The organism is Streptomyces sp. BL1 (assembly GCF_057628045.1).
In genome coordinates this window covers 1823204-1838527 of record NZ_JBXYWZ010000002.1, presented here as the reverse complement: position 1 = coordinate 1838527, position 15324 = coordinate 1823204, and the positions used below count along the sequence as shown (strand labels likewise).

Genomic DNA, 15324 nt, shown 5'->3' with positions numbered 1-15324 from the left:
GCACTGACGAGGAGACGTCCATGTCCGAGCCCGACACTCCCGAGGACAGAGGGGAGGGCGGGGACGACGGCGGCTTCCCCCGCGTCCACTCCCGCCGGCCGGCCCTGTGGCTGCTCCTCGTACCCGCCGTGCTGTACTGCGCGGCGCCGCTGGTGGCCAACAGCATCGAACCGCGCATCCTCGGCGTGCCGTTCCTGCTCGCCTGGATCCTCGCCGCCACCGTCGTCAGCCCGCTCGTCATCTGGGCCGCCGCACGGCTCGACCCGGCGTACCGCACCGACGCCCTCGAACCCGTGCCCGCCGACGACATGGAGCACGACACGGAGCACGGCGCGCACGTGCCGCACGAGGGAGGCGCCCGATGAGCGGAGCAGCCGCGACCGCGACGGTCATCTTCGGTCTGGCGATGGTCCTCACCCTCGCCATCGGCGTGCTCAGCGCACGCGGCCGCGACAAGGGGCTCGCCGAATGGTCCGTGTCCAGCCGGGGCCTGGGCGTGCTGTTCATCTGGCTGCTGATGGCGGGGGAGAGCTACACCAGCTTCTCCTTCCTCGGCACCGCGGGATGGACGTACTCGTACGGCGTGCCGATCCTCTATCTGGTCGCCTATCTGACCGTCGGCTTCGCCGTCGCCTATGTGATCGGCCCGGCGCTGTGGACGTACGCCCGGCGGCACGGCCTCATCTCCATCGCGGACATGGCCGAACACCGGTTCCGCTCCCGGCGGGTGGGCATCCTGGTCGCGCTGGTCGCCACCGTGTTCATCATTCCGTACATCCAGGTGCAGATTCAGGGCATGGGCGTCGTCGTCAACGCCATGACGTACGGGAGCGTCGACCTGCGTGTCGCCGGTGTCATCTCGTTCGTCGTCGCCGAGGTGTTCATCCTGGTGTCCGGACTGCGCGGCTCCGCGTGGGTCAGCGTGCTGAAAGACGTCCTCGTCATCGCCGTCGTCGTCTTCCTCGCCGTGTTCATCCCGATGCACTATCTGGGCGGCTTCGGGGACTTCATGCAGCGCATGGTGACCGAGAAACCGGAGTGGCTGACCTTCCCCGGGCACAACTCCGGCGGGCTGAACGGCACATGGTTCGCCAGCACGCTGCTGCTCAACGCGGTCACCATCACCATCTTCCCCACCACCGTCGCCGGCTATCTGGGCGCCAAGAGCCCCAACGCCCTGCGCCGCAACGCCCTCCTGCTGCCCTGGTACCAGCTGCTGCTGTTCATCCCCATGATGATCGGCGCGACCGCGCTGTTCGCGCTGCCGGCCCTCGGCAACCCGGACCTCGCACTGTTCAGCCTCGTCACCGAGTCACTGCCCGCACCCGTCGTCGGGGTCATCGGTGTGGCCGGCGCACTGTCGGCCATCGTGCCGATGAGTGTCTTCATGCTGGCCATCGGCACACTGTGGGGCCGCACTGTGCTCGGCGGCGGCAACGGCGCCGACCCCCGCAGCCGCCCCGCCGACCGGAGCGTCAGCAACGACCTGCGCAGCAAGCGGCTGTCCCAACTGGTGTGCCTGCTGGCCGGACTCGTCGCGCTGGCCGGCAGTCTCTTCTTCCCCAACACCCTGGTGCAGCTGTCCGTCCTGTCCTACCAGGGCCTCGCACAGCTCGTCCCCGTCGTCCTGCTCGCCCTCTACTGGCGCCGGATGACCGCCACGGCAGCCGTCGCGGGGCTGCTCGTCGGCCTCGCCGTCACCTCGCTCCTGTGGGCCACGGGCAACGACCCGTTCCACGGCGTGAACGGAGGCATCATCGCCCTGGCCGCCAACCTGCTCGTCACCGCCGCGCTCACCTTCACCGGCGGCGGCAGGGCCCGCACCCGCGCACCCGAGCGCGCCGTCGCCGGCACCGCGAAGGAGCACGCATGACGGACACCACCGTGCACGAAGTCCCGGGCCTGGACGGCACCGTGGAGATACTCGTCGACCAGTGGGGCGTGCCGCACCTGTACGCCGGTTCACAGGACGACCTGTTCCTCGCCCAGGGCTTCAACGCGGCCCGCGACCGGCTGTTCCAGATCGACCTGTGGCGGCGGCGCGGCCTGGGCCTGCTGTCCGAGGTGTTCGGCCCGGAGTACACCGGACACGACCGTGCGGCGCGGCTGTTCCTGTACCGCGGCGACATGGCCGCCGAATGGGAGGCGTACGGGCCCGGCACCGAACGGGTCGCCCGCGCCTTCACCGCCGGCGTCAACGCGTACGTGGAACTCTGCCGGGAGCGGCCCGGACTGCTGCCGCCCGAGTTCGCCCTGCTCGGGTACGAGCCCGCCCGCTGGGAACCCTCCGACATCGCCCGGATCCGCAGCCACGGGCTCCAGTACAACCTGCAGGAAGAGGTCGCCAGGGCGCTCACCCTGCGGGACTTCGGCCCGGAGACCGAGGACCTGCGCAGAGTCCGCGAACCCGCCCCGCACAGCCTCACCGTGCCGGAGGGGCTCGACCTGTCCGTCATCCCCGACGACGTGCTGCACGTCTACCGGCTCGCCACCACCCCGCCGTGGGCGCCCACTTCGGCTCCCCGGCAGGGCCTGGACGGGAGCAACAACTGGGTGCTCGCCCCCTCGCGTACGGCCACCGGACGGCCGCTGCTCGCCAACGACCCGCACCGCGCGGTCACTCTGCCGTCCCTGCGCTACATGGCGCACCTGTCGGCACCCGGGCTCGACGTCATCGGCGCGGGGGAGCCCGCGCTGCCCGGCATCTCCATCGGGCACAACGGCCAACTGGCCTTCGGGCTGACCATCTTCCCCATCGACCAGGAAGACCTGTACGTCTACGAGACCCGCCCCGAGGATCCCCGGCAGTACCGGTACGGGGACGGCTGGGAACGGATGACATGCCTACGGGAGACGATCCCCGTCCGCGGCGGCGAACCCGTGGAGGCCGAACTGTGGTTCACCCGGCACGGCCCCGTCGTCCGTGAACGCCCGGAGCGCGACGCGGCGTTCGCCGTCCGCGCCGCCTGGCTGGAGCCCGGCATGGCGCCCTACCTCGGCAGCATGGACTACATGGGCGCAGGCGACCCCGACTCCTTCACCGCCGCCATGAAGCGCTGGGGCGCACCCGGCGAGAACCAGGTGTACGCGGCCCCCGACGGCACCGTCGGCTGGCGGCCCGCCGGCCTCGTGCCCGCCCGCCGCGGCTGGGACGGCACGCTGCCCGTACCGGGCGACGGACGGTACGAGTGGGACGGCTTCCATCCTGTCGGCACGCTGCCCTCCGTACGCGATCCGCAGGAGGGATGGCTGGCGACGGCCAACGAGATGAACCTCCCGCCGGACTACCCGAACGCCGAACGCACCGTCACCTACGACTGGTACGCGCCCACCCGGCATGACCGCATCGCCGAAGTGCTCGCGGCCCGGGACGACTGGACGGTGCAGGACTGCGTACGTCTGCAGACCGACAGCACGAGCCTTCCGGCCCGCCGCATCTTGCGTGAACTGCGGGGCCTGCGTGATCTGCGGGGCACCGGCGGCGACGGGCCGCGCACCGCGGAAGCACTCGCACTGTTCCGCGACTGGGACGCCGACCTGTCGACCGGCTCCGCCGCGGCAGCCCTGTTCGAGGTCTGGTACCGGCGTCATCTGCGGCCCGCGCTGCTCCGCCGAGCACTGGACGGGCTGCTGCCCGCGGAACGGGCCGCCACCGCACTCCCGCGCGTGCTGCCGGCCGAGGACGCGGCCGCCGACCCCCGTACCGACCTGCGGCTGCTGCCGGGCACACCGCCGGAGGTCCTGCTGGGCACCCTCGCGGACGCGATGGCCGAACTGGAAGAGCTGCTGGGCCCGGACCGGGCCGCATGGTCCTGGGGTGCGTTGCATCACGCGCAACTCACCCACCCTCTGAAGGTGTTGCTGCCGGCAGGTGCCGACGTGCCCGACTGGACGACGGTCGGCCCCGCACCGCGCGGCGGCAGCGGCGACACGGTGGGCGCCGCCGCGTACGCCGGAGGGTTCCGCCAGATCGCCGGTGCCAGCTTCCGGCTCGTCGTCGACGTGGGCGCCTGGGACGAGTCCGTCGCGATGAACTCGCCCGGCCAGTCCGGCGATCCGGCCGGCCCGCACTACCGGGACCTGTTCCGCTCCTGGGCCGCCGACGAGTCCTTCCCGCTGCTCTACAGCCGGCAGCGTGTCGAGCAGGCCACCGTGCACCGCATCACGCTCCGTCCGCCCGGCGGCGAGTGACACCGGGGACGGACCGACCGGTGCGCGTCCCCGCGTGTCAGCCGGCGCGTCGGCGGAGCAGCAGACGCACGGCCACGGCCGCGACCACGAGGATGACGCACCCGGAGAACACCATGCCGGCGTCCCGCAGCCCGAACGCCACGCTGAGCGCGCCGACTCCGACCACGGGAAGGGAGATGCCCGTATAGGCGACGACGAAGAACGCGGAGATGGTGCCGCCCCGGTGGTCGGCGGGGGCGAGCCTGCCGACGGCGGTCAGCCCGGAGCGGAAGGCGAGCCCCTGGCCGAGCCCGCCGACCACGGCGCCCGCGACGAGGACGGGCAGCGAACGGAGTGCCAGCGAGGAGCCGACCAGCAGCATGCCGGCCACCAGTACCAGGCATCCGTACGGCAGCCCGCGCTCCTCGCCCACCCGGCCGAGCAGCGACTGTCCGACGGTGGAGGCGCAGAACAGGGAGAAGACGACGGCGCCGGAGACGGCCAGATTGCTCACGTGCAGCGTCTCGCCGAGGAAGCTGGGTGCCACGGCGGTGAACAGCCCGAGCATGGAGAACCCGGCGAACGACGCCAGGGCCGCGGGGACGAACACGGGCCGCACTTCCGGCGGCACCCGCAGCCCCTGCGGCTTCGGGACGCGGTCGAACAGTGAACGGCGGGACTGTGAACGGTCTTCGGGGTGGCGGGAGTTGTCGCGGGAGACGGTTTCGGGCAGCAGCAGCGTGACGGCCACCGCGACCGCCAGCAGCACCAGATGGGTGGCGAACGGCAGCAGCAGCGGCCACGGCGCGTACTGCGCGAGCACACCCGCGAGCAGCGGGCCGCAGCCCAGCCCGCCCATGTTCGCCGCCGTGGCGGCGAGTCCGGCGCGCGCCTGCCGGCCCTCCGGCGCCAGCTCCAGTACGGCGGCCGTCGCGGCGCCGCTGAACAGTCCCGCGGAGAACCCGGACAGCGTGCGCCCGGCGAACAGCAGCGGCAGTCCGCCCTGCAGCAGGAAGCACACCGCGCTGCCCGCCGACAGGACGAGTGCCGTCAGCAGGACGGGGCGCCGTCCGAGCCGGTCGGACACGTTGCCGGCCAGCAGGAGCGCGACGATGACCCCCACCGCGTACACGGCGAACACCACGGTCACCATCAGTTCGGAGAAGCCGATCTGCTGGCGGTACATGCCGTACAGCGGAGTGGGCAGTGTGGTGCCCGCCATGCCGACGGCGAACACGTACGCCGCGGCCGCGTACCAGTACCGGCCTGTGCCCGGGCGGTCGGCGCCCTGTCGGAGGCCCCCTTGCTTTGCTGTGCCGCGCTGGTGAGCGATCATCAAGGCACCGTAGAACAGGGCGTGATCGGCCGGGCGGGCGCACCCGCCGTGTCGCGGGCCCGGCCCGCGTGCGCGGGGCGTGTGTGCTGGTAGGTTCCGCCGGGGGCACAGGAGGGAGAAGGCGCGTGCGGGAGCTGGCCGCTCCACTGTGGGACATCTCGTCGGGCCAGGGATGGCGCCAGATGGCCGAGTTGGTGCTGGCGCTGGTGCTGTCGACGCTCGTCGGCTGGGAGCGCGGCACCCGGCAGAAGAGCGCCGGACTGCGCACGCACGCACTGGTCGGCGTCGCCACCACACTGATGATGCAGGTCTCCCAGCACGGCTTCGGCAACGTGCTGGAGCTGGAGAACGTGTCCTTCGACCCGTCCCGCGTGGCGGCGCAGATCGTGTCCGGCATCGGCTTCATCGGCGGCGGCCTCATCTTCGTCCGCAAGGACGCCGTACGCGGCCTGACGACCGCCGCCAGCATCTGGCTCACCTGCGCCGTCGGCATGGCCTGCGGCGGCGGTCTGGCGCTGCTGGCCATAGGGACGACAGGGCTGCACTTCCTCGTCGTCCGCGGCTATCCGTATCTCGTCGGACGGTTCTCCAAGGGGCCGTCCAGCGCGCAGCCGACCATCCGGCTGTCCTACCGGACCGGCACGTCACTGCTGCCCCGGCTGCTCGAACAGAGCACCCTCCAGGGCTTCCGCATCGTGCAGGTCCGCGTCGAGAAGGGGCCGCACGACGGCGAGGACACCGCGAGCGCCGACACCACGACAGCCCACGTACTGCTGCGGCTCGACGGACGTGAGGACCGCGTACAGCGGCTCACCTCCGAACTGTTCCACACCGAGGGCGTGCTGAGCGTCGACGTGTCGGCCGACACCGACTTCGGGGACTGAGGCGGGACTTCGGGGCCGGGGCAGGCGCCGGACGGTCAGGCGACGACCTTGCCCGGGTTGAGGATGTGGTGCGGGTCGAGCGCGTGCTTGATGTCCCGGTGCACGCGCAGTCCGGCCCGGCCGAGCTCTTTGGTGAGCCAGTCCCGCTTGAGAATGCCGACACCGTGCTCGCCCGTGATGGTGCCGCCCAGTTCGAGGCCGAGGTCCATCACGGCGCCGAAGGCCGCGTGCGCCCGGGCCGTCTCCTCCGGGTCGGCCGGGTCGAAGAGCACATGGGGGTGCAGGTTGCCGTCGCCGACGTGCGCGACACACGTGATGCGCACCCGGTGGTGTTCCGCAAGCTCCGCGACCCCCTCGACGAGCCGCGCCAACTCCCGCCGCGGCACGCACACATCGTCGGCCAGATAGCTGCCCAGGCTCTCCGTGGCGACGCCGACCAGCCGGCGGCCCTCCAGCAGCATGTCGGCCTCCGTACGGTCCTCGGCGACGACCGTGTCCCCCTCGTGCGCCCGTGCCACCTCCGCGAACCGCCGCAGGTCCGCGGGGGCCGCCTCGCCGCGGTCGGACTGGGCGATGAGGACGGCCCCCGCGTCCGGCGGGAAACCGAGATCCCGGTAGGCGGACACCACGTCCATGGTCGGACGGTCCATCAGTTCCAGCAGGCTCGGCCGGGCACCGTCCGCCATGTAGGCGCTGACGGCAGCGCAGGCAGCAGCGGCAGAGGGGAAGAACGCCACGGCGGTCAGCGGCGCTTCGGCGGCGGGCCGCAGCGCCAGCGTGACCTCCGTGATGACGCCCAGCGTTCCCTCCGAACCGGTGAACAGGTGCGTCAGGTCGTAGCCCGCCACACCCTTGGCCGTACGGCGGCCCGTACGCAGCACCGTGCCGTCCGCCAGGACGACCGTCAGCCCGCGCACGAAGTCGCCCGTCACGCCGTACTTCACGCAGCACAGTCCGCCCGCGTTCGTCGCCGTGTTGCCGCCCAGCGTGGACGACTCCCACGACGAGGGGTCCGGCGGGTAGTACAGGCCCTCCTCGGCGACGGCACGCGAGAACACCGCGTTCACCACGCCCGCCTGCACGGTGGCCACTTGCTCGACGGTGTCGATCTCCAGGATGCGGTCCATCCGCTCGACCGACAGCAGGACGCACCCGTCCACCGCGTTCGCGCCCCCGGCCAGCCCCGTCCTGCCGGCCTGCGGCACGACGGGCACCCGGTGCTCGTCGGCGGTACGCAGCACGAGCGACACTTCCTCCGTGCTGGTGGCCCGTACGAGCGCCACGGGGGTGCCGGTGGGGCAGAAGTGCGCACGGTCCGAGCTGTGTGCCGCGAGCACGTCCGGGTCGGTGACCAACGCGCCCTCCGGCAGCCGCTGCCCGAGCACCTTCAGCGCCGCCTCCGTACCGGACGGGTGCGGGGTGTGCTGGACGGACGGCGGCGGCGCTGAGCGGTCGTCTGCGGGCGCGGACATGGCGATGGCCTCCTGTGCGGAACGGACGGACGGTCAGAGCACCTTGCGCGCGGCGAGGTTGCGCATCAGCCGCCGCACTCCGTACTCCCAGGGCGGAGCGTCCTCGCTCGTGGTGACGGTGTTCACCAGAGCGCCCAGCGGCGGGCTGGAGATCCGTACGAGGTCGCCGCGGTGATGGGTGAAGCCCTCGCCCGGCGCGTCCCGGTCCTCGGTCGGCGCGAAGAGCGTACCGGTGAACAGGACGAAGCCGTCCGGGTGCTGATGGTGCCGGCCGTGCACCGAGGCGACGAGGTCCAGCACGTCCCGGCTGATGTGCCGCATGGAGCTGTGCCCCTCCAGCACGTGTCCGTCGGTGCCCTCGACGCGCAGTCCGACGTCCAACTGCCGTACGTCGTCCAGTCCGAACCCGTCGTCCAGCAGCCGCACGAACGGGCCGATCGCGCAGGACGCGTTGTTGTCCTTCGCGCGGGGCAGCAGCAGCGCGCTGCGTCCCTCGACATCGCGCAGGTTGACGTCGTTGCCGAGAGCCGCGCCGCGGACCCGTCCCGCGGAGTCCGCGACGAGCACCGCCTCGGGTTCCGGGTTGTTCCACACCGACTCGGCGAGCACGCCGATATCGGCCCCCGTGCCCACGGCGGACAGCACCGGCGCCTTGGTGAACACCTCGGGGTCCGGACCGATGCCGACCTCCAGATACTGCGACCACAGGCCCTCGGCGACCAGCAGCTCCTTCGCCCTGGCGGCCTCCGGCGAACCGGGCACGATCCGGGCCACCGTGCCGCCCACGGCCTGTACGACACGGTCCCGCACCTGCGCGGCGAGTGCCGGGTCGCCCTGGGTGCGTTCCTCGATGACACGTTCCAACAGGCTGTCCGCGAAGGTGACTCCGGCCGCTTTCAGGACCTGCAGGTCGACGGGCGCGAGGAGATGCGGCACGTCCGTACGTCCGGCCGCCGTGGCCTCCAGCAGTTCTGCGAGCGGCCAGGCGCGCCCGCCGGCCGCCTCGCGTACGAGTGCCGCCGCGTCGTCGCGCTCCAGCAGATCGGACACGGTGGGCACGAGGCCGGTCAGATCGACGACTTCGGAGCCGCGTACGGCGGCCACACACGGACCGCCGAACTCCGGCACGTGAACACGTGCGACGAGGGCGGCCTGTTCAGCGTCCCGGGGCAGGACGGTCTCGGGGCGCAGTGCGGACGGGTCCAACGTTCCTCCAGTGCAGCGGCCGGGCAGCGGTCAGTGCGGGTCGCGGGACAGGAACCGGGCGGCGGTCAGTGCGAGTCGCGGGGCACGGCACTGCCCCGGCGGCCGCGCAGGAAGCCGAAGTCGGCGCCCCGGTCGGCCTGTTCGACGTGCTCGGTGTAGAGCCAGGTGTAGCCGCCCGTGGCCTGCCGCGGGGGCGGCGTCCAGGCGGCGCGGCGGCGCTCCAGTTCGTCGTCCGGGACGTCCAGCCGCAGGGTGCGCCCCGGCACGTCCAGTACGACGGGGTCACCGTCCTGCACGAGCGCCAGCGGCCCGCCCACCGCGGCTTCCGGGCTGACGTGCAGGACGACCGTTCCGTAGCCGGTGCCGCTCATCCGTCCGTCGCAGACGCGCACCATGTCGGTGACCCCGTCCCGCAACAGCTTCGCCGGCAGCGGCACGTTGGACACCTCGGGCATGCCGGGGTAGCCCTTGGGGCCGGCGTTGCGGATGACCAGCACGGTCTCCGCCGACACGTCCAGCTCGGGGTCGTCGGCGACCGCGTGGTACTCCTCGGGGGAGTCGAAGACCCGTGCCGGCCCCCGGTGCTGGAGCAGTCCGGGACTCGCCGCCGACTGTTTGAGCACCGCGCCGTCCGGACACAGGTTGCCGCGCAGTACGGCGGTGCCCGTGCCGGCGGGCTGGAAGGGCGTGCCGAGCGGGGTGATGACCTCGTCGCCGATCCGTTCCGCGCCCGCGTTGTTCTCCGCGAGGGTGCGCCCGGTGACCGTCGCCGCCTTGCCGTGCAGCAGGCCGCCGTTCAGCAGTTCCGTCAGGACGGCGGGCAGTCCGCCCGCGTAGCAGAAGTCCTCCATCAGGAAGCGTCCGCTGGGCATCAGGTCGACCAGGGTGGGTATGTCGCGCGCCAGCCTGTCGAAGTCGTCCAGGGCGAGCGGCACTCCGGCCCGCCCCGCGAGGGCGGTCAGATGGATGAGCGCGTTGGTGGAGCCGCCGATGGCGGCGTTCGTACGGGCCGCGTTCTCGAACGCCTCCCGGGTGAGGATGCGGGAGGGCCGCAGGTCCTCGTCCGCCATCTCCACGATGCGGCGGCCCGCCGCCTGCGCGGTCTCCGTGCGGCGGGCGTCCACGGCGGGCCAGGAGGCGGAGCCGGGCAGCTGCATGCCGAGCACCTCCGCCATGCACGCCATCGTGGAGGCGGTGCCCATCGTCATGCAGTGCCCCTTGGAGCGCGCCATGCAGCCCTCGGCGAAGAAGCACTCCTCCTGGCTGATCTCGCCGGTCTTCAGCGCCTCCTCGAACTGCCACACCGAGGTGCCCGAACCGATGTCCCGTCCGCGGTACTTGCCGTTCAGCATCGGGCCACCGGTCACCATGACGGCCGGCAGGTCGACGCTCGCGGCACCCATCAGCAGCGCCGGGGTCGTCTTGTCGCAGCCGGAGAGCAGCACCACCGCGTCGAGCGGGTTGGCGCGGATCAGCTCCTCCGCCTCCATGGCGACCAGATTGCGGTACAGCATGGCCGTGGGACGCATCAGCGACTCACCGGTCGCCATCACGGGGAACGACAGCGGGAACCCTCCCGCCTGCCACACGCCCCGTTTGACCGCCTCGGCGAGCTCCGGCAAGTGCGCGTTGCAGGGCGCCAGTTCCGACGCGCTGGTGGCGATCCCGATGACAGGGCGGCCGTCGAAGACCTCGGGCCCGTGCCCCTGGTTGCGCATCCACGACCGGTACACCATTCCGCTGCGCCCGCTCGCTCCGAACCACTCCTGGCTGCGCCGGTCGCTTCTGCTCTGGTCCGACATGCGTCCCCTCCTCGGGAGCCGTCCGTCTGTGCCGTGCCGCAGTTGTGCCGTGGTGCCGTGCGTGGTGCCGCAGTTCTGTGCGGCACTGTGCAGAGTCGCGCTGTGCTTCCGTACGGGCAGTCCGGTGATCTCCGTACGTACGGTCCGTGGCCGCACGGTGCCAGGTCAAGATCTCGTACCGGACGTATACGGTGACCGCATGGCAGGCACGACACGTGAACCCGGTACGGCGGAGCTCTCCCCGGCGGAGGCCGTGCTGCGGGAGGCCGTGCGCAGGGCGCCGACGACAGCGGTGATGACCGGTCTGCGCGCCCCGCAGAACGCCGTCCGTCCCGCACCCGAGGACACCGCGGCCGGTGAACTGCTGCGCGACCGCGACTGGATGACGGAACAGGTGCGCCGTTCGGCGCTCCGCTGGCGGACCGACAGCACACGGACCGCGGCCACACTGTGGTGGTACACCGCCAGTACGGTGCTGCTCGCGCCGCCCCTGGTGACCGGTTTCCTCACGGGCCGCAGCGTGCACCCCGGACCGGACGGGCTCGTCCTGCACTTCGCGGAGCCCGGCCGGCTCACCGCGGCCCGCCCCGCACCGCACACCGCGCCGCCGGTGGACGGGGACGCGGCGGCGGAGGTGCGCGCCCTGCTCGACGTGTGCGTGGACGGCCTCGCCGCCGTGGCGGGCCTGCGGCCGCGGCCCCTGTGGGCGCTGGCCGCCGACTCGCTGACCCAACTGCTGCTGCGCGCCGGCCGGGAGACCGGCCGGCTCGACGACAGCACCGCCTGGGCGCTGAGCCTGGCGGAGCGGATCGGTCACCCGATGCCCCGCCCCCGCTGGGCGGACGTGGCCGTACCGGACGGCAGCGACGGCCTGTTCCCCGTGCCGCCGCCCGGCGCGCGCACTGAGGAGCGCTTCGTACGCCGCGGCTCGTGCTGCCTGATCTACGAGACGCCGGACGAGGGAAAGTGCGCGGGCTGCCCCCGCCGCACGCCGTCGGAGCGGGCCCTCCAACTGGAGCTCGCCGCCTCCCGCATGGCCTTCTACGGCTGACACACCGGCCTGTACGGCTGACACACCGGCTTCCACCGCCGACACGCCGGCTTCCACCGCTGACACGCCGACCACGGCGCGTACGGCTGGCCATGTGCCCGGTTTCCCGTACGGCACCGTCATCCCCCCTACTGCTGCACGCCTGTTGACACGGCCTGTGCGGTGCTGGATTACTGGACCGCGCCACGGGCTAACCGAATGGTCGGTCGGGTGGAAAGGGCGGTGGCACACTCATGGCACGCACGGCGGGAACGGGTCCCGCACAGGCGATGTTCGCCGGGGACCGGGCGTCACAGGGGCTCGGCATCAGACTGCTGGAGGCCGGGGACGGCACGGCACGGATGCGGATGACGGTGACCGCGGACATGGTGAACGGGCACGGCATCGCACACGGCGGCTTTCTGTTCCTGCTCGCCGACACGGCGTTCGCCTGCGCGTGCAACAGCCACGGCCCGGTCACCGTCGCCGCCGGCGCGGACATCTCGTTCGTCCTGCCGGCCCGCGAGGGCGACGAACTCACCGCGACCGCCGAGGAGCGCACCCGCTACGGCCGCAGCGGCATCTACGACGTGCGGGTGCTGCGCGAGGGCGAGGTCATCGCCGAGTTCCGCGGCAGGAGCCGCACTGTCGGACGGGTGGAGGAGACATGACGACCAGCGAGGCCCCGGTCCCCGCGGACAGCACGGCGGCACACGGACGGCGGGGCGAGGCCCTGCCCGACGCGCTCCGCGACGCGGGGGAGCGGCTCACCCGTGACGAGCTGCGCACCCGTCAGCTGACGCTGCTCCAGGAGACGTTGCACACGGCGTACGAGCATGTCGAGCTGTACCGCGCCAAGTTCGACGCCGCCGGGGTGCACCCCGACGACTGCCGCACGCTGGAGGACCTCGCCCGTTTCCCCTTCACCACCAAGGCCGACCTGCGGGACACCTACCCCTTCGGCATGTTCGCCGTCCCCATGGAACAGGTGCGCCGTGTGCACGCCTCCAGCGGCACCACGGGCCGTCCCACGGTGGTCGGTTACACGGAGGACGATCTGGACATGTGGGCCGACATGGTGGCCCGTTCGATCCGCGCCGCGGGCGGCAGGCCGGGCCACAAGGTGCACATCTCGTACGGGTACGGCCTGTTCACCGGCGGACTCGGCGCGCACTACGGCGCCGAGCGGGCCGGCTGTACGGTCATCCCCGTCTCGGGCGGCATGACGGCACGCCAGGTGCAGATCATCCAGGACTTCCAGCCCGAGATCATCATGGTCACCCCCTCGTACATGCTGACCCTGCTCGACGAGTTCGAACGGCAGGGCATCGACCCGCGGAGCACGTCCCTGCGGATCGGCATCTTCGGTGCGGAGCCCTGGACGGAGGAGATGCGGCGCGAGATGGAGGAACGCCTCGACATCCACGCCGTCGACATCTACGGGCTGTCCGAGGTGATCGGCCCCGGCGTGGCACAGGAGTGCGTGGAGACCAAGGACGGACTGCACGTCTGGGAGGACCACTTCTTCCCGGAGATCGTCGACCCGTTGACCGGTGAGGTCCAGCCGCAGGGTGACGACGGCGAGTTGGTCTTCACCTCGCTCAGCAAGCAGGCCATGCCCGTGATCCGGTACCGCACCCGCGATCTGACCCGGCTGCTGCCGGGCACGGCGCGTCCGGCGTTCCGCCGCATCGAGAAGATCACAGGCCGCTGCGACGACATGATCATTCTCCGGGGCGTGAACATCTTCCCCAGTCAGGTGGAGGAGATCCTGCTGCGCACCCCGGGCATCGCCCCGCACTTCCAGCTGCACTTGAGCACGCAGGGCCGGATGGACCGGATGACGGTCCGCGTGGAGGCCCGTACGGACGCCTCGCCGGACGTCCGTGCGGCCGCCGCCGTGTCGGTCGCCAAGGCGGTCAAGGACGGCATCGGCCTGTCTGTCGAGGTCGACGTCGTCGACCCGGAGACCCTGGAGCGCTCGGTCGGGAAGATCCGCCGCATCGTCGACACCCGCGGCAACTGACGCCCGCACCGCGCGCAGGCTCGCGCCAGGCACGTACGACAGGCGTCACGTACGTACGCCCCGCATCACACAGCTACGCGCGCGAGGAGCATGGTCTGTTTCGCGCCGCCATACGTCTGCTTTGCGTCGTGATGTGTCCCGGACAGGTGAAACGGGATGTCAGAGGGATGCGACATACCCCGAAATGGCTACTGTGCGTACGAGATGGATCACTCTGACGGCCCGTCACCCGGCGGGCCGGTGCTCTGTGAGGAGACTCCGCGTGGACCAAAGCCGTGCGCGCCGCATCCGTACCGCCCTCGCCGCGCTGGGAGGTGCCGCGGCCCTGCTGGCGGCGCCCGCAGCACAGTCCGCGGGCGCGGCGGACAGCAAGAGCGCGGGTGCCGGAACATCGGCCACCTCAGCGTCGAGCGGCAAGAAGGCCCCCTGCACAGGGGAGTTCAAAGGTGACGCACGGCTCGGCCCGAAGACACTCCCGCACCGGTGGCAGAAGCCGGTGGGCCCGCTGCTGAAGGGCTGGAACCGGACGGGCGGACTGGCACCCTCGTCCTTCCTGAAGAAGTACTGGGAGGGCCCGGCGGACTCGGGCGGCTGGAAGTACCCGCCGAACGACGGCTTCGCCGAGGTCAACGGGCAGCTGGACAAGCACCCGGCGGTACTGGCGCCGGGGCAGGAACTGGACCGGTTCGGCTCCGAGTTCGGCTCCTACCTGGCGCCCGCCGGCGACCCGTACGCCAAGCGGGCGCTGCCCCCGCAGAACCTCAACACCCGCGAACCGGCGGCCCCCTGCGACTACCACGTGTACGAGGTCACCAAGCCGTTCACCGTCTGGCAGGGCAGCATCGCGCCCTGGTTCGCCCAGCCCGGCGGCGGACAGCAGATCAAGCTGGACCCGGCGTTCGTGAACCCCGGCGAGGGGCAGCGGCTGAACGTGAAGTGGCTTCTGGAGCACGGCTATCTGGCACCCGGCGACACCGCCGCGGCCCCGGCGGGGAACGGCTAGACAGCCGTGGACCGCCACCGGCTGCGTGCCGCGCTGCGTGCGTCCGGAGTGCCCGACGGGTACTACGTCATCGAAGGCGTCCACGAACCGGCCCCCACACCGACCGACTTCCTGTATCTGCGGCAGACTCCGGACGGCGTGTGGGAGACCGGCGCCTACGAGCGCGGCACGCACCATCCCGTCGCACGTCACACGGCGGAAGCCGCCGCCTGCGCGCACCTGCTGCGCATGCTGACCTGATCCGTTCCGGATCTCAGGGCTGACCATGATGTGCGGGGTGCCTGAGCACCCTAGAGTCATGTGCACCGGCACCGCTTCGCGGAGGACACGGGGGACCGGGGGAAGGTCCTTTGCGAAGCGGTCCGGTAACGGGGGCCTGACTGCCGGGGGGCGTC

General features: G+C 71.8%; 13 protein-coding genes. 9 read left to right on the top strand and 4 right to left on the bottom strand.

The window, feature by feature from the left end; genetic code table 11:
- Positions 1-20 precede the first annotated feature (20 nt).
- Genes AC3AGO_RS08270 through AC3AGO_RS08260 form a run of 3 tightly spaced genes read left to right on the top strand, consistent with a single transcriptional unit; the run spans position 21 to position 4191 of the window.
- Positions 21-365, top strand: a complete 345-nt coding sequence (locus AC3AGO_RS08270) for a DUF3311 domain-containing protein (RefSeq protein WP_487819484.1) — start codon at positions 21-23, stop codon at positions 363-365.
- Entirely contained in the window at positions 362-1873 is a 1512-nt protein-coding gene (locus AC3AGO_RS08265; RefSeq protein WP_487819483.1) for a sodium:solute symporter family protein, read from the top strand. The genes AC3AGO_RS08270 and AC3AGO_RS08265 overlap by 4 nt, the downstream gene beginning before the upstream one ends.
- Entirely contained in the window at positions 1870-4191 is a 2322-nt protein-coding gene (locus AC3AGO_RS08260) for a penicillin acylase family protein (protein ID WP_487819482.1), read from the top strand. The genes AC3AGO_RS08265 and AC3AGO_RS08260 overlap by 4 nt, the downstream gene beginning before the upstream one ends.
- 37 nt (positions 4192-4228) lie before the next feature.
- On the opposite strand, the gene AC3AGO_RS08255 is transcribed toward AC3AGO_RS08260, so the two are convergent.
- Positions 4229-5506 (bottom strand): MFS transporter, encoded by a 1278-nt coding sequence (locus AC3AGO_RS08255; RefSeq protein ID WP_487819481.1) that lies wholly within the window; start codon positions 5504-5506, stop codon positions 4229-4231.
- A gap of 125 nt (positions 5507-5631) precedes the next feature.
- On the opposite strand from AC3AGO_RS08255, the gene AC3AGO_RS08250 reads away from it, so the two are divergent.
- A complete protein-coding gene (locus tag AC3AGO_RS08250) occupies positions 5632-6390 on the top strand; it encodes an MgtC/SapB family protein (protein WP_487819480.1) in 759 nt (252 codons plus the stop codon).
- A gap of 35 nt (positions 6391-6425) precedes the next feature.
- Here the strand turns inward: AC3AGO_RS08250 and AC3AGO_RS08245 are convergent, their stop codons facing one another.
- The 3 genes from AC3AGO_RS08245 to AC3AGO_RS08235 form a co-directional block, all read right to left on the bottom strand.
- Positions 6426-7862, bottom strand: a complete 1437-nt coding sequence (locus tag AC3AGO_RS08245; protein WP_487819479.1) for an FAD-binding oxidoreductase — start codon at positions 7860-7862, stop codon at positions 6426-6428.
- 33 nt (positions 7863-7895) lie between these two features.
- On the bottom strand, positions 7896-9068 hold the full coding sequence (locus AC3AGO_RS08240) for a fumarylacetoacetate hydrolase family protein (RefSeq protein ID WP_487819478.1): 1173 nt from the start codon (positions 9066-9068) through the stop codon (positions 7896-7898).
- Between the two features lie 65 nt (positions 9069-9133).
- Positions 9134-10870, bottom strand: coding sequence for an IlvD/Edd family dehydratase (locus AC3AGO_RS08235; protein WP_487819477.1), 1737 nt, complete (start codon positions 10868-10870; stop codon positions 9134-9136).
- A gap of 199 nt (positions 10871-11069) precedes the next feature.
- Here AC3AGO_RS08235 and AC3AGO_RS08230 point away from each other — a divergent pair, with 199 nt between their 5' ends.
- From AC3AGO_RS08230 to AC3AGO_RS08210, 5 genes are all read left to right on the top strand, one after another.
- Positions 11070-11921 carry a (2Fe-2S)-binding protein gene (locus tag AC3AGO_RS08230; protein WP_487819476.1) on the top strand — a complete coding sequence of 284 codons (852 nt, stop codon included), beginning with the start codon at positions 11070-11072 and terminating at the stop codon, positions 11919-11921.
- Between the two features lie 233 nt (positions 11922-12154).
- On the top strand, positions 12155-12571 hold the full coding sequence (gene paaI / locus AC3AGO_RS08225; RefSeq protein ID WP_487819475.1) for a hydroxyphenylacetyl-CoA thioesterase PaaI: 417 nt from the start codon (positions 12155-12157) through the stop codon (positions 12569-12571).
- A complete protein-coding gene (gene paaK, locus AC3AGO_RS08220) occupies positions 12568-13926 on the top strand; it encodes a phenylacetate--CoA ligase PaaK (RefSeq protein ID WP_487819474.1) in 1359 nt (452 codons plus the stop codon). Before paaI ends, paaK begins: the two co-directional genes overlap by 4 nt.
- Positions 13927-14188: 262 nt before the next feature.
- Complete coding sequence (locus tag AC3AGO_RS08215; RefSeq protein ID WP_487819473.1) at positions 14189-14929, top strand: TNT domain-containing protein; 741 nt, start codon at positions 14189-14191, stop codon at positions 14927-14929.
- 6 nt (positions 14930-14935) lie between these two features.
- The gene (locus tag AC3AGO_RS08210) at positions 14936-15169 is read left to right on the top strand and encodes a hypothetical protein (protein WP_487819472.1); all 234 of its coding nucleotides are present in this window, start codon (positions 14936-14938) and stop codon (positions 15167-15169) included.
- Positions 15170-15324 lie beyond the last annotated feature (155 nt).